Source organism: Saccharopolyspora sp. NPDC002376 (genome assembly GCF_053593195.1).
Window position 1 is genome coordinate 14,417 of record NZ_JBSFBZ010000004.1, and the last position, 18,097, is coordinate 32,513.

The 18,097-nt window shown below is 68.8% G+C and carries 17 protein-coding genes; 12 read left to right on the forward strand and 5 right to left on the reverse strand.

The window, feature by feature from the left end; genetic code table 11:
- Window positions 1–19: 19 nt before the first annotated feature.
- The 3 genes from ACWCO2_RS04275 to ACWCO2_RS04285 all read right to left on the reverse strand — a co-directional run bounded on the left by ACWCO2_RS04275 (window position 20) and on the right by ACWCO2_RS04285 (window position 3,012).
- A complete protein-coding gene (locus tag ACWCO2_RS04275; RefSeq protein ID WP_450126268.1) occupies window positions 20–1,504 on the reverse strand; it encodes a zinc ribbon domain-containing protein in 1,485 nt (494 codons plus the stop codon).
- Window positions 1,501–1,680, reverse strand: coding sequence for a hypothetical protein (locus ACWCO2_RS04280; RefSeq protein WP_450126269.1), 180 nt, complete (start codon window positions 1,678–1,680; stop codon window positions 1,501–1,503). The genes ACWCO2_RS04275 and ACWCO2_RS04280 overlap by 4 nt, the downstream gene beginning before the upstream one ends.
- Before the next feature lie 489 nt (window positions 1,681–2,169).
- Entirely contained in the window at window positions 2,170–3,012 is an 843-nt protein-coding gene (locus ACWCO2_RS04285) for a DegV family protein (RefSeq protein ID WP_450126270.1), read from the reverse strand.
- 285 nt (window positions 3,013–3,297) lie between these two features.
- Between ACWCO2_RS04285 and ACWCO2_RS04290 the strand changes: the two genes are divergently transcribed.
- Both ACWCO2_RS04290 and ACWCO2_RS04295 read left to right on the forward strand, forming a co-directional pair.
- Window positions 3,298–4,080, forward strand: coding sequence for an electron transfer flavoprotein subunit beta/FixA family protein (locus tag ACWCO2_RS04290; RefSeq protein ID WP_450126271.1), 783 nt, complete (start codon window positions 3,298–3,300; stop codon window positions 4,078–4,080).
- 34 nt (window positions 4,081–4,114) lie between these two features.
- The gene (locus tag ACWCO2_RS04295) at window positions 4,115–5,065 is read left to right on the forward strand and encodes an electron transfer flavoprotein subunit alpha/FixB family protein (RefSeq protein ID WP_450126272.1); all 951 of its coding nucleotides are present in this window, start codon (window positions 4,115–4,117) and stop codon (window positions 5,063–5,065) included.
- Between the two features lie 125 nt (window positions 5,066–5,190).
- Here the strand turns inward: ACWCO2_RS04295 and rnhA are convergent, their stop codons facing one another.
- Window positions 5,191–5,649, reverse strand: coding sequence for a ribonuclease HI (gene rnhA / locus ACWCO2_RS04300; RefSeq protein ID WP_450126273.1), 459 nt, complete (start codon window positions 5,647–5,649; stop codon window positions 5,191–5,193).
- A 96-nt stretch (window positions 5,650–5,745) separates the two neighbouring features.
- Between rnhA and ACWCO2_RS04305 the strand changes: the two genes are divergently transcribed.
- The 6 genes from ACWCO2_RS04305 (at window position 5,746) to mnmA (ending at window position 12,604) form a co-directional block, all read left to right on the forward strand.
- The gene (locus ACWCO2_RS04305) at window positions 5,746–6,966 is read left to right on the forward strand and encodes a glycosyltransferase (RefSeq protein WP_450126274.1); all 1,221 of its coding nucleotides are present in this window, start codon (window positions 5,746–5,748) and stop codon (window positions 6,964–6,966) included.
- A 109-nt stretch (window positions 6,967–7,075) separates the two neighbouring features.
- Entirely contained in the window at window positions 7,076–7,840 is a 765-nt protein-coding gene (locus ACWCO2_RS04310; protein WP_450126275.1) for a GNAT family N-acetyltransferase, read from the forward strand.
- Between the two features lie 41 nt (window positions 7,841–7,881).
- Window positions 7,882–8,673, forward strand: a complete 792-nt coding sequence (locus tag ACWCO2_RS04315; protein ID WP_450126276.1) for a lysophospholipid acyltransferase family protein — start codon at window positions 7,882–7,884, stop codon at window positions 8,671–8,673.
- A gap of 209 nt (window positions 8,674–8,882) precedes the next feature.
- Window positions 8,883–10,232: an MFS transporter gene (locus ACWCO2_RS04320; RefSeq protein WP_450126277.1), complete on the forward strand. Its 1,350-nt coding sequence runs from the start codon at window positions 8,883–8,885 to the stop codon at window positions 10,230–10,232.
- 44 nt (window positions 10,233–10,276) lie between these two features.
- The gene (locus tag ACWCO2_RS04325) at window positions 10,277–11,512 is read left to right on the forward strand and encodes a cysteine desulfurase family protein (RefSeq protein ID WP_450126278.1); all 1,236 of its coding nucleotides are present in this window, start codon (window positions 10,277–10,279) and stop codon (window positions 11,510–11,512) included.
- Window positions 11,513–11,515: 3 nt separating this feature from the next.
- Entirely contained in the window at window positions 11,516–12,604 is a 1,089-nt protein-coding gene (gene mnmA / locus ACWCO2_RS04330) for a tRNA 2-thiouridine(34) synthase MnmA (RefSeq protein WP_450126279.1), read from the forward strand.
- A gap of 142 nt (window positions 12,605–12,746) precedes the next feature.
- On the opposite strand, the gene ACWCO2_RS04335 is transcribed toward mnmA, so the two are convergent.
- Window positions 12,747–13,940 (reverse strand): FAD-dependent monooxygenase, encoded by a 1,194-nt coding sequence (locus ACWCO2_RS04335; protein ID WP_450126280.1) that lies wholly within the window; start codon window positions 13,938–13,940, stop codon window positions 12,747–12,749.
- Window positions 13,941–14,025: 85 nt separating this feature from the next.
- Here ACWCO2_RS04335 and ACWCO2_RS04340 point away from each other — a divergent pair, with 85 nt between their 5' ends.
- From ACWCO2_RS04340 to ACWCO2_RS04355, 4 genes are all read left to right on the forward strand, one after another.
- On the forward strand, window positions 14,026–14,547 hold the full coding sequence (locus ACWCO2_RS04340) for a TetR/AcrR family transcriptional regulator (RefSeq protein WP_450126281.1): 522 nt from the start codon (window positions 14,026–14,028) through the stop codon (window positions 14,545–14,547).
- Window positions 14,548–14,578: 31 nt separating this feature from the next.
- Window positions 14,579–15,370 carry an alpha/beta fold hydrolase gene (locus ACWCO2_RS04345; RefSeq protein ID WP_450126282.1) on the forward strand — a complete coding sequence of 264 codons (792 nt, stop codon included), beginning with the start codon at window positions 14,579–14,581 and terminating at the stop codon, window positions 15,368–15,370.
- Window positions 15,371–15,401: 31 nt separating this feature from the next.
- Entirely contained in the window at window positions 15,402–16,934 is a 1,533-nt protein-coding gene (locus ACWCO2_RS04350; RefSeq protein ID WP_450126283.1) for a fatty acyl-CoA synthetase, read from the forward strand.
- 109 nt (window positions 16,935–17,043) lie between these two features.
- Window positions 17,044–18,072: a methionine synthase gene (locus ACWCO2_RS04355; protein WP_450126284.1), complete on the forward strand. Its 1,029-nt coding sequence runs from the start codon at window positions 17,044–17,046 to the stop codon at window positions 18,070–18,072.
- The last annotated feature ends 25 nt before the right edge of the window (window positions 18,073–18,097 follow it).

Below are 18,097 nucleotides of genomic sequence, written 5' to 3' on the forward strand. Positions count from 1 at the left end.
GGTGCTGGAAGAGTCATGCTTAGCGTGGAAACGCGTTTGCTTGCGTCGCTGCGGTAGCCGACGTGGGGGCGACTCGTGACCCCCTGGTGTTGCGTCGCTGATCCACGTCGGCGAACCCCAAGCCCCACCGGGACCGGAAATCCTCGTCGAGCATGGTCAGGATTTGTCCACGGTTCCGGTCGGTCCAATGCCTGTTGTTCTGGGAACGTCCCAGTACCGTGCGGGCACCACCGATGTCGGCGTGAACGGTCTTACCACAGAACCCGCACCGAAACTTGGTTTGGGTTGTGCGGTTAGTCTTGCTGGTGTAGCCGCAGCCGGTGCATTCCCGGCTGGTGTGCGCGGGGTTGACCTCAACAGTGGCGACCCCTTGGTCTTCCTCAAGGGACGCAAGCTCGGTGTTGACGGCGCCGCGTCCGGTGTTGGACAGCAGGCGCCGCATGCGCTTGGACAAGCGGCCTTCGCGGGCGATGCCCTGGAAATTCAGCTTTTCGACTACGAGCGTGTCGATCGAGTCGTCTGCGATGATGCGGTTAAGGCAGCGGTTGACTTCGTTGGTGATGAACCCGCGAACGTCCTGCACCAGCGCCCGATAGCGCCGCGAGTCACGGAGTTTGATTCCGTTGCGCTGCAACGCGGCCATGAGTGGTTGCAGGCGCGCGTCGTAGGCGCGGAGCCGGTCGAGGAATCCGCGTCCGTGTAGGCGCCCGTCGCTAGTGGCGAACAGGGTGGACATGCCCCAGTCGATACCTATCTCACGTCCACCGGTACGGGCTGGATTTTTGGGTGTGTGGATGACGAGCCGGTAGTCCACCGTGCCATCAGTGTTGACATGCACCTGGCAGTGGTTGGCCAGCTTCGCGCCCGGCTGCGCGAGCCGGTCAAGGAACGCGCGGTGCGCGTGCAACGGGATCACAACGGGCTTACCGGTGATGAGGGTGGCGATGCGGACCCAGTAGTCGCCGTGATGACCGTTGGGTGTTTCGACCTTGGCGACCTTGCCATCCATCACCATCGTCCGCAGCCGACGCATGTCCGGCTGACCAACCTGGGTGCGGACGTGCTTCATGATGCGGCGAGCGAGCCACATGGTCTCAGCGGGGATGCTGCGTTTGCTGGTGATCGCCACGCCGTCGCCCTCAACCGGCAGGTACCAGGCGCGGGACTTGTTGACATAGAACAAGTCCTTACGCACCTGACCGGTGATTGCGGACGCAGCGACGGTCTGACGGAAGACGCGTTCGCAGTTGCCCAACCAGGATTTGTGCTGGGCAATAGACTGAGCTCGAACCGAGTCCCACTGGCGTTGCGACAGGCCACCATCCCAGCCCTTGGCGTCCACCCACTGAGGGAGCTCTCCGGTGGTGAAGATGAGGCGAGCAACCTCAGCCTGCATGCGGCCAAGACTGGCCTGCCACACCGGCAGGATCTCGGCTACCCGCTCATCCTTGATCCGGTGCGAGCTGCTGCGCAGACGGAACGCACGCGATGCCTTCCCGCTCATGACGACTCGGTCCCGTCGTCATCCATTTCCTCAACATCCATCGGTTCACGGGCCAAGCGGGACAGCTCCTGAGCACGCCGCGAACGCCGCTGACCGTACAGGCGCGCGGAAAACGAATAGATGATCGCTACCAGGTCGTGAATAAGGTCGTCGGTTCCTTCGGCGGCCTCATTCACGACGATGATCCGACGGCCCTGGGCTGTTCCTGCGTGAGCAGCTGGTCTTTTCGTTTACGCGGGTCTGACACCCGTGCGTAGATGGCTGCTTTGCTCAGGTCAACGTGGCTGCCTCCGGGCACGTGGATGAAGCCGTGCTCGTCGGTGTAAGCGCCCTCGATCTTCCCGGCCCTGTACCGGTTCCAAGACATGACGGTGCCTCCGGAATCGGTTGCGGGTGAGAGGTCGCAGCGCGGCACGGGAGTGGAATTCGTGCGTTTCGCGCTGCCCCGAAATCGAGTATCCGGAGTCGAACAGCCGTTTGCATCACTCGACGGAGTGGAAGCTGGGTATTGGTTTACTGAAAACTGTTCGGAATTAACGGATTCTGCGCGCTGCAGGCTGGTTTGGCATGCAGTCAGAACGGTTTTCGCGTCTGGCAAAGAAGAATCGCCGCAGCTTCGGAGTTCGGGCGTCCCGAACTTCGCGGTCGCGGCGAAGAAGGAGTTCTCAGACGGGGGAGACGGTCACGCCGAGCGCCCCCGGTCCGACGTGGGCGCCGAGGATCGCGCTGGTCTCCGCCACGGTGGCGCGGCGGATCTGGGGCAGCTTCGAGCGCAGCTCGTCGAGCACCTGGCTGGCGCGGTCGGCGAACTCGAAGTGCTCGACGCCGACGTCGATCGGGTTGTTGCCCGCTCGCTCGACGGCGGCGGTCACCGCCTTCTTCAGCGCGCGATCGGTGCCGATTCCCTTGGCGTGCTGGTCGATGATGCCCTCCTTGAGGGCCAGCACCGGCTTGATCGACAGCGTCTGGCCGAGCCACGCCTGCGCCCGGCCGATTCGGCCGCCACGCTGCAGGTATTCCAGCGTGTCCACGTAGAGCAACTGCATCGTGCTGCGCAGGCGCCGGTCCAGCACGCCCATCACGCCCTGCGGCGTCGCGCCGGCGGCCGCGGCCTCGGCTGCGGCGATCACCGAGTACCCGAGGCTGAGGCCGACCAGTCGGGAATCGACCACGTAGACCGGGATGCCGATTTCGGCCGCCGCGGTGCGGGCAGATTCGCAGGTGCGGGACAGGCCTTCGGAGATGTGCACTGAGATGATCGCTTCGGCGCCGGAGGCCGCGGCGTCGCTGTAGTTCCAGTAGAAGGCGGGCGGCGGCGGTTCGCCGGTGGCCACCGGGGTGCCCGCGGCCATCGCCTGGGCCAGCTGGGAGTGCGGCACGCGGCGCTCGTCGTTCTGCTCCTCGCCGACCTTCAACTCCAGCTGGACGACCGAGATGCCGAGCTGATCGGCGACGTCGAGCGGGATGGAAGCCGTCGAGTCGGTCACGATGGCGACGCGTTGCCTCATGCGGCCAGGCTACTAAGAGGTAAACATTCTTCATATCTGCCCCGTGGAGACGTTCGCACCACTCTGCTTCCATCCGCAGCGGGAAAGGTGAGTACTGTCACGTGCGGGGCCTGGTTTGCAGCCGTGCTACCGATGAGTAACATTACCGGTGGTTGGCATCACTGTGCTTTTCAACCAGGGGCATGGCAAGGTCAACCTACCCGGACCTCACAGCGCCGGGTCCGCAAGCAAAGCCGCTGGAGGGCCAGCGAGCGTCGTCAGTCCGCAGGAGGTCGAAGAGGGCCCATGAACATCGTCGTCCTGGTCAAGCAGGTGCCCGACACGTATTCCGAGCGGAAGCTCACGGATGCGGATCACACTTTGGACCGCGAATCGGCCGATGCGGTTTTGGATGAGATCAACGAGCGCGCCGTCGAGGAAGCGCTGCTGATCAAGGAGGCGCAGGGCGGCGAGGTGACCGTTCTGTGCATGGGTCCGGACCGCGCCACCGACGCGATCCGCAAGGCGCTGTCGATGGGTGCCGACAAGGCGGTGCACCTGTCCGACGAGGCGCTGCACGGCACCGACGCCCCGGCTACCGCTCGCGCGCTGGCGAAGGCGATCGGCACCGTTGAAGGCGCCGAGCTGGTGATCGCCGGCAACGAGGCCACCGACGGCCGCGCGGGCGCGGTTCCGGCGATGGTGGCCGAGGTTCTCGGCTGGCCGCAGCTGACCTACGCGCGCAAGGTCGAGACCGACGGTTCCAGCGTGAAGATCGAGCGCGAGACCGACGCGGGCGTCGACAGCATCGAGGCCGCGCTGCCCGCGGTGGTCAGCGTGACGGAGAAGATCAACGAGCCGCGGTACCCGTCCTTCAAGGGCATCATGGCTGCGAAGAAGAAGCCGGTCAGCGTGCTGTCGCTGGCTGACGCCGGCATCGACGCCGCCGAGGTCGGCCTGGCCAACGCCGCGTCGCAGGTGGTCGAGTCCGCGCCGACCCCGCCGAAGTCCGGTGGCGTGAAGGTCACCGACGAGGGCGAGGGCGGCGTGCAGCTGGCCGAGTTCCTGGCCGGCGAGAAGCTGCTCTGAGTCGTTCACGGGTTTTCGAGGAGGCATAGGTTTCATGGCTGAGGTTCTGGTCCTCGTCGACCACGTGGACGGCGAGGTCAAGAAGGTCACGTACGAGCTGCTGACCGCGGCGCGCCGGCTGGGCGAGCCGTCGGCGGTGGTGGTCGGCGAGCCGGGCACCGCGGGCAAGCTCTCCGAGGGTCTGGCGGCCCACGGTGCCGCGAAGGTGTACGCCGCGGAGTCGGCGGAGGCGAGCCAGTACCTGGTGACGCCGCAGGTGGACGTGCTGGCCGCTCTGGTCGGCAGCGCGAGCCCGGCGGCGGTGCTGGTACCGGCGTCGATCGACGGCAAGGAGATCGCCGGCCGCCTGGCGGTTCGGATCGGTTCGGGTCTGCTGTCGGAGGTTGTGGACCTCGACGGTGAGGGCGTGGGTTCGCTGTCGCTGTTCGGCGGAACCTACGACGCGAAGGCCAAGGTCACCAAGGGCGTTCCGGTGATCACGGTCCTGCCGGGCTCGATCGAGGCCGAGGAGTCCGCGGGTGCCGCGGCGGTGGAGCAGGTCGAGGTTCCGGCCGCTTCCGGTGCGAAGATCACCGGCCGCCAGCCGGCCGAGGCGGGCGACCGCCCCGAGCTGACCGAGGCCAACATCGTGGTCTCCGGTGGCCGCGGCGTGGGCTCGGCGGAGTCGTTCGAGGTCGTCGAGAAGCTCGCCGACAGCCTGGGTGCTGCGGTCGGTGCTTCCCGTGCGGCGGTGGACTCCGGTTACTACCCGCACCAGTTCCAGGTCGGGCAGACCGGTAAGACCGTCTCCCCGCAGCTGTACATCGCGCTGGGCATTTCCGGCGCGATCCAGCACCGGGCCGGCATGCAGACCTCGAAGACGATCGTCGCGGTCAACAAGGACCCCGAGGCGCCGATCTTCGAGATCGCCGACTACGGCGTCGTGGGTGACCTGTTCAAGGTCGCCCCGCAGCTCACGGAGGAAGTCTCCAAGCGCAAGGGCTGATTTTCAAGCCAGAAAAGGCGGGCCGCACCTCGGTGCGGCCCGCCTCTTCGTTTGTCAGAGCTCGTCTTTGGACCTGGGTTTGGTCTTTGTCTCTGAAGCGCCGGAGGCGCTCGGCAGACGTGTATTCAGCCTTCGCGGGCTTCGTCTCGGCCTTGGCAGGCGAGTCGGTCGGCTCGTTCGTTCTCGGGGTGGCCGGCGTGGCCCTTCACCCATTCCCACTGGACGTCGCTGTGGCGCGCGCATTCGGCGTCGAGGCGCTGCCACAGGTCGGCGTTCTTGACCGGCTTCTTGGCCGAGGTCATCCAGCCGTTGCGCTTCCAGCCGCGCATCCACTCGGTGATGCCTTTGAGCACGTAGGTGCTGTCGGTGTAGATGCGCACCGAGGGCATCGGGCGGGTCAGGGCGGCGAGGCCTTCGATCACCGCCATGAGCTCCATCTTGTTGTTCGTCGTCGCGGCGTCCTTGCCGTAGAGCTCGCGCTCGTGGTTGCCGTAGCGCAGCACGACGCCCCAGCCGCCGGGTCCGGGGTTCCCACTGCATGCGCCGTCGGTGTAGAGGTCGACGCGCTCGGTCGTTTGCTGCATGTCCCGGAATCTAGCTTCTGCCGGATCGGGCCGAAGACCCTGCTCGCCGGAAAATCAGCTGCGCGGAGTGATCGGGCGGTGGCATGCTGTGTTGCTGTGCGGATCCTGTTCACTGCTGCGCCCGGCTACGGGCTGATGTTCCCGATCGTGCCGATGGTCTGGGCTGCCCGGGCCGCCGGGCACGAGGTGCTGGTGGCCACGACCGGCGAGATGGTCGACGCCGGTGCGCGGGCTGGGTTGCCGGTGGTGGACGTGTTCCCGGAGCACGACGTGTGGGCCGAGCTGATGCGGGCGGTCACCTCGGAGGACAGCTCGCCGGAGTTCGAGAAGTACCTCGAGGCGAGGGGACTGACCGAGGCGTTCGAGAAGATGCCCCGGTCCGGCGGCCCGTTCTCGTTGTTCACCCTGACGATGGCCGAGGGCAGCATCGAGGCGGGGCGGGCGTTCGGCGCGGACCTCGTCGTGCACACCACCGACCACGCGACCGGCCGGTTGACCGCGGTCGCGCTCGGGGTTCCGGTGCTGGAGGTCGGCAACCGGGTGTCCTGGTCGTCGCGCGACGGGAGCTTCCGCACCGGGCGGAACTTCTACGACGAGGACGACCTGACCGCGGCGCTGCGGGCCCACCTGGGCATCCCGGACGGGGTGCCGGAGGTGATCGCGCGGATCGATCCGCGGCCGCCGAGCATGGGCGGGCTGATCGAGGACGATGTGGACCACGTGGACGGCTTGCCGTGGTGGCCGATGCGGTTCGTGCCGTTCAACGGCGGCTCGGCCGTGCCGGAATGGGCGCTGCAGCGGCCGGAACGACCACGCATCGGTGTCACGCTCGGCACCGTGGCGCCGATCATGTCCGGCACGAGCAGCCTGTCCGTCGTGGACGAGGCGCTCAGCGAGTTCGACGTGGACGTGGTCCTGGCGGCGAAGGAGACCGATCTCACCGATGTCGGGTCGCTGCCGGACAACGTGCGGACGGTGGGTTTCCTGCCGCTGTCGGCGTTCCTGCCGACCAGTTCGCTGCTGATCCACCACGGCGGGTCCGGGACCACGGCGGCCGCGCTGCACTACGGCGTGCCGCAGCTGGTGCTGCCCGCTTTCGCGGACAACCCGATGTCGGCCGCGCGGGTCGTGGACCGCGGCGTCGGTCTCTCGCACGATCCGACCACAATGGACGTCGAGATGGTGCGGGCTTCGGTTCGCAAGCTGCTCGACGAGCCCGCGTTCAGCGATGCGGCGCGCGAGGTGAGCGAGGAGATGGCGACTCAGCCGAGCCCGGCTTCGGTGCTGGAGCGGGCCCTTTTCGCCTTCCGCCGGTAGGCCGTTCGGGCCAGTGCTTTCGGCCCGCACCAGGGGTTCACCGAAAGTTCCTGCTCCGTGCCCTCGCCCGGTGTGTTGGGCGTTCGCCACGCGGCGATACACCTGCGGCATGTCCGAGACGCAGCTGCTGGCCAGCGCCGCACCGAACGCGGCGGCCGACGCCCACTACTCGCTGCTAGTCGCCCGAGACTCCGACGAAGTGCACGCCGCGCAACGCCTGCGGTACCAGGTGTTCGCCGAGGAAATGGGAGCCACGGTCAGCGGTCGGGAATTCGGCCTCGACCGCGACTCCTTCGACGACTACTGCGACCACCTCGTCGTCCGAGAAGACAACTCGGGGGCGGTCGTGGGGACCTACCGGATGCTTCCGCCGGACCGGGCCGCGGAAGCCGGGATGCTCTATTCGGAAACCGAGTTCGACATGTCCGCGCTGGCTCCGCTGCGCTCCTCGCTGGTGGAGACCGGGCGTTCGTGCGTGCACCCGGACCACCGCAACGGCGCCGTGATCGGCTTGGTGTGGACGGGAATCGCGCGGTACATGCTGCTGCACGGGCACCGGATGCTCGCGGGTTGCGCGTCCGTGCCGCTCGACGACGGCGGCGTGCTGGCTTCGCACGTGTGGAACGCAGTGTCGGAGAAGCACTACGCGCCCGAGGAGTACCGAGTGCACCCGCACCGGCCTTGGGAGCCGTTCGCCGTCACCGGCCGCACTGCGCTGCCGCCGCTGCTCAGGGGGTACCTGCGGCTGGGTGCTCAGGTGTGCGGGCGACCGGCGCACGACCCGGACTTCAACGTCGCCGACTTCTTCGTGCTGCTGGACCTCGACCGCGCGGACCAGCGCTACCTGCGGTTCTTCCTGGGCGATGCGGCATGAACCACCCGTGGATGCCGGTTTCGCCGTGCGGCGATCAGTGCATGCCGCCGCGTGATCGCGTTGCCGAGGTCGGTCTGCTGCACCTGGTCCTGCGCCTGAGCGGGGTCGTCGTGCTGCTACTCGGCGGATGCGTTCTGGTCTTGGTGCTGCCGGTGCTGGGCCCGGCGCGGCACCGGGCGTTGGTGGCGTGGTTCCGGGTTCTGCTGCGAGCCTTGGGGATTCGTCTCGTACTCGACGGTGGATTGCCGGCCGGGGGTGCGCTGGTGGTCTGCAACCACGTGTCGTGGCTGGACATCGTCGCGCTGCAGGTGCTGTCCCCGATGCGGATGCTGGCCAAGGTGGAGGTCGGGTCGTGGCCGCTGCTGGGCCCGCTGGCTGGGCGGATCGGCACGGTCTACATCGACCGCGAGCGGCTGTCGGCGCTGCCGACCTCGGTGCGCACCATCGCTGACGAGCTGCGCGCCGGGGCGGTGATCGGTGCTTTCCCGGAGGGCACCACCTGGTGCGGCCGGGCGATCGGGACGTTCCGGCCCGCGGTCTTCCAGGCCGCGGTCGACGCCGGGGCGCGGATGCAGCCGGTGGCGCTGCGGTTCCGCGATGGGACAGGGCAGTTCACCACTGCGGCGGCTTTCTTAGGGGAGACGACGTTGGTCAGCTCGCTGTTGACCGTTGCCCGCGCGCGCGGCCTAGTGGTAGAGCTGGTCGTGCTCCCCGAACTGCACGGCACCGATCGCCGGGAGTTGGCCAGGCGCGCGCAGGAGGAGATCGCGCTGGCCAGCGGAGCGGCGCACGGGCATCGCGTCGAGCAGTCCGGCCACAGCCTGGCCGCCTGATGCTGGTCTGAGGGCCTGTTTTGATCCTTTGCCTTTGACGCGCCGCCAGGCGCATAGCCCACCCTCGCAGCTTGCACCGCTGAGGTTCCGCTACCCGCACCGCTACGCAAAACGAGTTCAAAAACAGGTTCTGAAGGGGAGATTTTCCCGCAACCACTGGACTTGCAGTGCGGTGGAGGTTGCAGGCTGACCGGGTGGCCACTGCCGAGATGTCTCGAAGCGCTCTGTGGAATCCGCAACGTCGCACCTTCACCGCGGGTCTGATCCTGGTCATCACCCTCGTCGCTTTCGAGGCGATGGGGCTTGGCACCGCGTTGCCCACGATCGTCGCCGAGCTCGACGCGCAGCACTGGTACTCCTGGCCGTTCACCGTCTTCCTCGCCGCGAGCGCGATCGGGACGGTGGTCGGCGGTCGACAGTCCGACCGGCGCGGCCCGGCGCTGCCGCTGCTGATGGCGCTGCCCACGTTCGCGGTCGGGCTGGTGGTCGCGGGGTTCGCGCACAGCATGTTCGTCCTGCTGGTGGCCCGGGTGCTGCAGGGGCTGGCCGGTGGCGTGCTGATCGTCGCGCTGTACGTGATGATCGCCCGCGTCTATCCGGAGGAGCACCGGCCGGCCGCGTTCGGTGCGCTGTCGTCGGCGTGGGTGGTGCCCGCGCTGGTCGGGCCGGTGGTGTCGGGCGTGCTGACCGAGCAGGCGAGTTGGCGGTGGGTCTTTCTCGGTTTGGCCCCGTTGGTGTGCCTCGGCACGGCGATGCTGGTGCCCACGGCGCGGCGGTTCGGCGCACGTTCCGAGGATCCTCCGGAGCCGCGGCCCGGGTTGCCGCTGGCCGCGGTCGGAGCGGCTGGTGGTGTCGTGGCGCTGAACTGGGCCGCGCAGGACCCGACGCTGATTTCGCTGCTCGTCGGCCTGGTCGGAGTTGTGGCGCTGGTGCCGTCACTGCGCCTGCTGCTGCCCAAGGGCACCTTGCGCGCCCAGCCGGGAATTCCGCTGATGGTGCTCTCACGCGGCTTGCTCGCCGGGTTGTTCTTCACCGCGCAGGCGTTCGTGCCGCTGTCGCTGACCGTGGTGCACCACTACTCGCCGACGGCTGCGGGCGTGCCGCTGACGGTGGCCTCGATCGGCTGGGCCACGGGCTCGCTGTGGCAGGGCCGACAGCGGGAACTCCGCCGCGAGCGCGTGGTCGCGGTCGGGTTCTCGCTGGTCGGATTCGGTGTCGCCGGGCTGTCGCTGAGCTTGCCCGAGTGGGGCCTGCCGTGGCTGGTCTACGCGTGCTGGTTCGTCGCCGGCTGCGGGATGGGCATCGGGGTGACCAGCACTTCGGTGCGGGTGCTGGCGCTGTCGGCGGAGGCCGAGCGTGGGTTCAACTCGTCCGCGCTGCAGATCTCGGACATGCTCGGCCAGGCCACGCTGGTCGGGTTGGGTGGCGTGGTGGTCGCCGCGCTCGCCACCCCGACGAGTCCGACCAGGGGTGTCCTGTCGCTGGACCTCGTGCTGCTGGTGGGCGCGGTGCTGGCCGCATTGCCGCTGGTGCGCGCGACTCGCGGCCGAGCGTCCTGACCAGCGGCTTCCGCTCGGTCGGCCTGCATTACCCTGAATGAGCGATGACTTACCTCGACCACGCTGCCACCACACCCATGCGACCAGGGGCGGTCGCTGTGCTCAGCAAGGCGTTGACCCGGATCGGCAACGCCTCGTCGTTGCACACCTCGGGACGGCGGGCACGGCGCGCGGTCGAGGAATCGCGGGAGGACATCGCCGACGCTCTGGGCGCCCGGCCCTCCGAGGTGCTGTTCACCGCAGGTGGGACCGAGAGCGACAACCTGGCGGTCAAGGGGATCTTCTGGGCCCGCCGGGCCGCGGACCCCGCGCGTCGCCGCATCCTGGCTTCGATGGTGGAGCACCACGCGGTGCTCGACGCCGTCGAGTGGCTCGCTGAGCACGAGGGCGCCGAGATCACCTGGCTGAGCGCGGACGCCTACGGACGGGTGCGCCCGGAGGTGTTCGAGGCGGCGCTGGCGGAGAACCCGGACGACGTGGCGCTGGCCACGGTCATGTGGGCCAACAACGAGGTGGGCACGGTCAATCCGGTCTCGGAGCTGGCCGCGATCGCCGACCGCTACGGGGTGCCGCTGCACACCGACGCGGTGCAGGCAGTCGAGACCTTGCCGGTGGACTTCGCCGCCTCGGGAGCTTCCGCGCTGACCATGACCGGGCACAAGGTCGGTGGTCCGTACGGAGTGGGCGTGCTGCTGCTGGGGCGCGACGTGAAGTGCACGCCGGTGCTGCACGGCGGCGGCCAGGAGCGCGAGGTGCGCTCCGGCACGCTGGACACCCCGGGTGTGCTGGGGCTGGCGGCTGCGGTGCGCGAGGCAGTCGACGCCCGCGAGGCGCACGCGCCGCAGCTGGCGAAGCTGCGCGACGACTTGATCAGCGGCGTTCGCAGCGAGGTTCCGGACGTCGTGCTCAACGGCGACCCCGGCGCCGACATCGTCGGTGGCGGTCCGTCGCGGCTGCCCGGAAACGCGCACTTGACCTTCCCCGGCTGCGAGGGCGACAGCCTGCTGATGCTGCTGGACGCCAAGGGCATCGAGTGCTCCACGGGTTCGGCCTGCACCGCCGGGGTTTCCGAGCCCAGCCACGTACTGCTGGCGATGGGGGCCGACCCCAAAGCCGCGCGGGGGTCGCTTCGCTTCTCGCTGGGGCACACCTCGACGGCGGCCGATGTACAGGCACTCACCGAGGCCATCGGGCCGGTGGTGCAACGAGCGCGTAGCGCCGGTCTGGCCGGGTTGCGCCGATCTTCGGCGGGGTCGACGGCCACCGCCACGGAGGTGTGAGGCGTGCGAGTACTGGCAGCCATGAGCGGCGGGGTGGACTCCGCGGTCGCGGCGGCGCGAGCGGTGGACGCCGGGCACGACGTCGTCGGGGTGCACCTGGCGCTGTCGGCCAAGCCCGGCACGCTGCGCACCGGGGCCCGCGGGTGCTGCACCATCGAGGACTCCCGCGACGCGCGGCGCGCCGCAGACCTGCTGGGCATCCCGTTCTACGTGTGGGACTTCGCGGAGCGGTTCACCGAGGAGGTCATCGAGACCTTCGTCGGCGAGTACGCCGCGGGCCGCACCCCGAACCCGTGCCTGACCTGCAACGAGAAGATCAAGTTCGAGGCGCTGCTGGACAAGGCGATGGCGCTGGGCTTCGACGCGGTCTGCACCGGCCACTACGCCCGGCTGTCCATCGTGGACGGTGTGCCGGAGCTGCGGCGCAGCCGCGACGAGGGCAAGGACCAGTCCTACGTGCTGGCCTCGCTGACCGCCGAGCAGCTGCGGCACTCGATGTTCCCGCTCGGCGACTCGCTGAAGTCCGAGGTGCGGGTGGAGGCGGCCGAGCGCGACCTGGCGGTGGCCAAGAAGCCGGACAGCCACGACATCTGCTTCATCCCGGACGGCGACACCAAGAAGTTCCTGGAGAACAAGCTCGGTCAGGCGCCGGGCAAGCTGGTCGACGACGAGACCGGCGCGGTGCTCGGCGAGCACACCGGGGTGCACGGGTTCACCATCGGCCAGCGCAAGGGCCTGGGCATCGACGCCCCGGCGGCGGATGGCCGACCGCGCTACGTGCTGTCGCTGGAGCCGGTGTCCGGCACGGTCAAGGTCGGCGCGGCGGAACGCCTGTCGGTGACCGAGATCGACGCCAAGCGTCCGATCTGGCCGTCCGAGGAGCCGCTGTCCGGGCCGACGGAATGCGTGATCCAGGTCCGCGCGCACGGCGGCACCGCGGAAGCGGTCGCCGAAGCCGACGGCGAAGGCATCCGCGTCCAGCTCCGCCAGCCGCTGCGCGGCGTGGCCCCGGGCCAGGCGATCGTCCTGTACGGCCAGGAAGCCGAAGGCGACCTGGTTCTGGGCAGCGGCATCATCGCCGAAACCCGCTGAACCCTCCACCTAACTGGAGCCATCACAGCCCTGCCCACCTGCGGCTTTGTCATGCGCGGGGTTCAGGTGGTTGGCGAATTTCCCTAAAATTGGGAGCCCCTGCATCGGCCGCGATGAGGTCGGCGATGCGATCGGGTGTCCTTCACCGCGAGATCCGGTTGTGGTCGGGGAGGTCGATCGCGTTGGCTGCTCGTTCGATGTTCTTGGACAGGGTCGCGGTTTTCGGCAGGTACGGGAGCAGGCGGAACATCTGGTTTCGCAGCCACAGGCCGGCTCCGGTCTTGGGGATGAGCATCTTCGCGCCGTCCGTGGCGATCTTCTGGTTCAGCGCCACGAAGTTCCGCATTTCGCGCTCGTAGCCGCGGAACGCCGCGAGGTGGTCGCCGTTGGCCGCGTGCAGTTCTCGGGCCAGGACGTAGGCGCCGACCAACGCCAGGCTGGAGCCCTGGCCGGACAGCGGGGACGGACCGTAGCCCGCGTCGCCGACCAGCGCCACGCGACCGCGGGTCCAGCTGTCCATCCGGATCTGAGTGATCGAGTCGAAGTAGAAGTCCGGGGCGTTGCGGGCGGCTTCGAGCAGTTGGGGCACGATCCAGCGCTCGTCGCGGAACGCCTTGTCCAGCAGTGGGAACTGGGTGTCCGGATCGCGGTGGTCGAAGCGCAGGCGCGGTGACGCGAAGCTGAGGATCGCCTTCGCGCCGTGGTCGGATTTCGCCCGGTACAGCCCGGCGAGCCTGCCGGGCGTGTTGTGCAGTGCGGTCCAGCGGTCCAGGTCGAGGAAGTTCTCCGTGCTGAAGATCGAGACGTGGAAGCCCAGGTGGTGGGCGAAGTTCGACTCGGGGCCGAACACCAGGTGCCGGACGTTGGAGTGCAGTCCGTCCGCGCCGATCACGAGGTCGAACTCGCGGGGCTCGGTCCGCTCGAACGCCACGCGGATGGTTCCGGAGTCCTGCTCGATCGCCGCGATGGAGTCGCCGAAGAGGTACTCGACGCCGTCGGTGCGCTCGTGCAGGATCCGGCTCAACGTGCCGCGCATGAGCTCGACGTCGCCGTCACCGTTGACCAGTTCGTCCATGCGCACCGAGGCCAGCTCCCGGTTTCCGCCATCGACGATGGTCATGCCCCGCATGCCGGTGCGGGCTTCGCGCAGTTCGGTCAGGATGCCCATCCGCTCGGCGACGGTGACTGCCGCGCCGCGCACGTCGATCGCGTAGCCGCCGTCGCGGATCGCGGGTGCCCGCTCCACGACCGTCGGGTGGAAGCCGTGTTCGCGCAGCCAGAACGCCAGTGCCGGTCCGGCGATGCTGGCTCCGGAGATCAGGATCGTCTTGGTCATGGCATGCACGCTAGGCGGTTACTTACCGGTCGGCAAGTAACTTACCGGTCGGCAAGCACTAGGATCGGGGGAGAGGAGGGTGCTGATGCCGAGGACACGAGTCGACACCAGTGCGGAGATTCGCGCGGTCGCCACCGAGCTGTTCGCCCGCCAGGGGTTCGAGAAGACCAGCCTGCGCGAGGTCGCCGAGCAGCTCGGCATCACCAAAGCCGCGCTGTACTACCACTTCCCGTCCAAAGTGGACCTCGTGCGCGGCATCGTGCAGCCGCTGCTCGACGACGTCGAGGCGCTGCTGGCGGAGGCCGGGGAGGGTGACCCGCAGGGTTTCCTGGCCGACTACTTCGACGTGGTGCTGCGTCACCGGCAAGTGTTCGAGCTGGTCATCCGGGATGTCGGGGCGTTGGCGCAGCTCGACCTGATGGAGCAGATGCTCGGCTGGCGCGAGCGGACCTACCGCCTGTTGGTCGGGGAGGACGCCATGCCCGCGCAGATCGCCAAGGCGACTGTCGCGATCGGCGGCTTGCAGGACTGCGCGCTCACCGAAGGTTCTGTGGAGGACTTCCGCGACGCGGCGCTGGGAGCGGCGATCGCCGCGCTGCAGAGTTGACCTCGCCGCGTTTCGCGTCATCATCGGCTTCATGAGTTCTCTTCACGTGGTCGAGCGGGGAGACGGCGAGCGCGTGGTGTTCGTCCACGGCTCGGGTTCTTGGGCGACGCACGATGCGTTCGGCTTCGGCGCGCAGCTGCCGCTGGCCGAGGAATTCCGGATCGTGCTGCCGGATCGGCGTGGTTACGGGGGCAGCCCGGACGTAGAGCGCAGCGATTACGCGCAGGATGCCGAAGACATCGCGGCGCTGCTCGACGGCGGTGCGCACCTGGTCGGGCACTCGTCAGGCGGCGTGGTCGCGATGCTGGCCGCGACGCGGGATCCCGGTTCGGTGGGGTCGCTGACGCTGATCGAACCGGCGTGCTTTCAGGTCGCTGCCGATGCTCCGCTGGTCGCCGCGGCTCTGGAGCGCAACCGGGCGGCTGTCGCGTCGGTGCCGCCGGATCTCTCCGACGCCGATCTGGTGCGGCTCAACTTCGAGTCGGTCGGTTTCGAAGCGCCGGAGCCGACGCCGGAACTGGCGCGCGCCACGCGGACCGCGCTGAACGAGTTCCCGACCTGGGAAGCGCAGATCCCGGCCGACGTCCTCGCCGAGGCCGCCTTCCCGAAGCTGGTGGTCACCGGTACTTGGGAGAACGCGCCGCTGGCGTACCGGGAGCACGGCGGCGAGCCGATCATGGAGTGCGCCCGGGTCACCGCTGAGCGCATCGGCGCCGACCTGCTACGGGTCGCCGAGGCTTCGCACTGGCCGCACAGCCAACGTCCCGATGTCGTCAACGCAGCGCTGCGCGAGCTCTGGAAAGCGGGCGCGTTCCGCGGTTAGTGTCTTGGATCACCCGCGAAATGGAGGTCCGATGTCCGATCTTCGTGCCAGCACCGTTGCCGATGTCCTGCGTCGCAGCGCCGCACGGGTTCCGGATCGAGTCGCCCTGCGGTTCGTCGACAGCACCGGGCAGGAGGCGGAGTGGACCTACGCCGGGCTCGACGACGCGGTCACCCGCGCAGCGGGGTTGCTGCTGGCTGCGGGCGCGAGCAAGGGCGACCGGATCGCGGCCTACGGCAAGAACTCCGACGCTTACGTGATCGGTTTCCTCGCCTGCGCGCGGGCCGGGCTGGTGCACGTGCCGATCAACTACAACCTGACCTCCGGCGAGCTCACCTACCTGCTGGCGCAGTCGGAGAGCAGCATCGCGCTGGTCGATCCGGCGCTGGCCGGGAAGCTCGACGAGGTCCGCGGAGAAACCTCGTTGGAGCGCGTGATCCCGCTGCGCGGCGACGCGGATTCGCTGCTGGCGCAGTGCGCTGAAGGGGCGCTGCCCGAGCTGGACGTGGACGTCTCCGACGACGACCTGGTGCAGCTGCTCTACACCTCGGGCACGACCTCGTCGCCCAAGGGCGCGATGATGACGCACCGCGCGCTGCTACACGAATATCTGTCCTGCTTGGCCGCGCTGGACCTCGCCGAGGACGATCAGCCGCTGCACGTGATGCCGCTGTACCACTCCGCGCAGATGCACGTGTTCCTGCTGCCGAACCTGATGATCGGCGCCACCAACCGGCTCGTGGAGGTGCCGGAACCGGGCGACATCCTGCGGCGCATCGAAGCCGAGCGGATCGGTTCGTTCTTCGCCGCGCCGACGGTCTGGGTCGCGTTGGCCAACCACCCCGACTTCGCCGAGCGGGACCTGAAGTCGTTGCGCAAGGCCTACTACGGCGCCTCGATCATGCCCGGTCCGGTGTTGCGGCGGTTGCGGGATCAGCTGCCGGAACTCGGTTTCTACAACTGCTTCGGGCAGTCCGAGATCGCGCCGCTGGCCGCCGTGCTGCGGCCGGAAGAGCACGCCGATCGACCGGACTCGGCCGGGCGGCCAGTGCTGTTCGTGGAGGCGAAGGTCGTCGACGAGCTGGGCGAGGAGGTCGCGCCGGGGGAGTCGGGTGAGATCGTCTACCGGTCGCCGCAGCTGTGCACCGGGTACTGGAACAAGCCCGAGGAGACCGCGGAGGCGTTCCGGGACGGCTGGTTCCACTCCGGCGACCTGGTGCGCCGCGACGAGGCCGGTTATGTCTTCGTGGTGGACCGGATCAAGGACGTGATCAACACCGGTGGGGTGCTCGTCGCCTCCCGCGAGGTGGAGGACGCGCTCTACACCCACCCGGCGGTGGGCGAGGTGGCGGTGATCGCGGTGCCCGATCCGAAGTGGATCGAGCGGATCGCGGCCGTCGTGGTGCCCAAGGGCGAGGTGACCGAGGTGGAGCTGATCGAGCACGTCCACGGGCAGCTGGCCGGGTTCAAGGTGCCCAAGGAGATCCACTTCCTCGACGACCTGCCGCGCAACAGCTCAGGAAAGCTACTCAAACGAGTCCTCCGCGACCAGTTCACCGGCTGACGGATCCGTTTTGGCTGGTCAGGTCGCGTGAGTCCTTTGGGCTGCTACAGCGACCCAGAGGACTCACGGCCCGTGAGCTGCGCGGGCGCGGGCCGTCGATAATGGCGGGGTGACTGACGCAGCTTGGGGTCCGGGGATCGCCACCGCCATCGGCTCGATGCCCGGGACGGATCCGGTGGAGGCCGCGCGCACCGTGGCCGGGGAGTTGCCCGACCTGATGCCGTTCCCGGAGCTGCCGGGACGCGGCGTCGGCGCCGACATCCTTGGCCGGACGGCGGGATTGTTGGTGGACCTGGCCGTCGAGGTCGTGCCCTCCGGCTACCGAGTCGCCGGCCGCCCCGGCCGCGACCAGCAGCGCGCCATCGACCTGCTGCGCTGGGACGTGGACGCGGTGGAGCAAGCGGTCGCCGAGAAGGGCGCGCCGCGCACGGTGAAGGTGCAGGCGGCGGGCCCGTGGACGCTCGCAGCGGGCATCGAACTGCACCGAGGACACCGCGTGCTCACCGACCACGGCGCGCTGCGCGACTTCGCCGAGTCGCTGACCGAGGGACTGCGCCAGCACGTGACGCAGGTCGCGAACCGCACCGGCTCCCGCGTCGTTGTTCAGCTCGACGAGCCGACGTTGCCGGCAGTGCTCAAGGGCGCCCTGCCCACCCCGTCCGGCTACGGCAAGGTTCCCGCCGTCCCGGAGCCCGAAGCGCAGCGCCTGCTCGGTGAGGTCATCGAGAAGCTCGCCGCCGTAACGGATTCTCCGGTGATCGTGCACTGCTGCGCCCCACGTCCGCCGGTTGCAATGCTGCGCCGCGCAGGCGCAGGCGCGATCGCGCTGGACGCCTCCGGACTTGGCGACGTTTCCGGCGAACTGGCCGACGAACTCGGCGAGGCGTGGGAAGAAGGCACCACCCTGTTCCTCGGCCTGGTGCCCAGCACCGAACCGGCGAGTTCCGACCTGCGCGCCCTCGCGAAACCGGCGTTCGACCTGGCCTCCCGCCTCGGTTTCGCCCGGAAAGCCCTCGCCGAGCGAAGCGTCCCCACCCCCACCTGCGGCCTCGCCGGAGCAACCCCGGCCTGGACCCGCCGAGCCATCAGTCTCACCAACGACCTCGCCAAACTCTTCGCCGACGAAGCCGCGAAGTAGTCCGGTTTCCCGCGTGGACTGCTGA

Coding starts and splice junctions, on each gene's coding strand:
- ACWCO2_RS04335 (WP_450126280.1), bottom strand. CDS start 13,940: ATGACCAAGACGATCCTGATCTCCGGAGCCAGCATCGCCGGACCGGCA.
- ACWCO2_RS04340 (WP_450126281.1), top strand. CDS start 14,026: ATGCCGAGGACACGAGTCGACACCAGTGCGGAGATTCGCGCGGTCGCC.
- ACWCO2_RS04285 (WP_450126270.1), bottom strand. CDS start 3,012: ATGAGGCAACGCGTCGCCATCGTGACCGACTCGACGGCTTCCATCCCG.
- ACWCO2_RS04310 (WP_450126275.1), top strand. CDS start 7,076: ATGTCCGAGACGCAGCTGCTGGCCAGCGCCGCACCGAACGCGGCGGCC.
- rnhA (WP_450126273.1), bottom strand. CDS start 5,649: ATGCAGCAAACGACCGAGCGCGTCGACCTCTACACCGACGGCGCATGC.
- ACWCO2_RS04295 (WP_450126272.1), top strand. CDS start 4,115: ATGGCTGAGGTTCTGGTCCTCGTCGACCACGTGGACGGCGAGGTCAAG.
- ACWCO2_RS04290 (WP_450126271.1), top strand. CDS start 3,298: ATGAACATCGTCGTCCTGGTCAAGCAGGTGCCCGACACGTATTCCGAG.
- ACWCO2_RS04315 (WP_450126276.1), top strand. CDS start 7,882: ATGCCGCCGCGTGATCGCGTTGCCGAGGTCGGTCTGCTGCACCTGGTC.
- ACWCO2_RS04345 (WP_450126282.1), top strand. CDS start 14,579: ATGAGTTCTCTTCACGTGGTCGAGCGGGGAGACGGCGAGCGCGTGGTG.
- ACWCO2_RS04320 (WP_450126277.1), top strand. CDS start 8,883: ATGTCTCGAAGCGCTCTGTGGAATCCGCAACGTCGCACCTTCACCGCG.
- ACWCO2_RS04325 (WP_450126278.1), top strand. CDS start 10,277: ATGACTTACCTCGACCACGCTGCCACCACACCCATGCGACCAGGGGCG.
- ACWCO2_RS04350 (WP_450126283.1), top strand. CDS start 15,402: ATGTCCGATCTTCGTGCCAGCACCGTTGCCGATGTCCTGCGTCGCAGC.
- ACWCO2_RS04275 (WP_450126268.1), bottom strand. CDS start 1,504: ATGAGCGGGAAGGCATCGCGTGCGTTCCGTCTGCGCAGCAGCTCGCAC.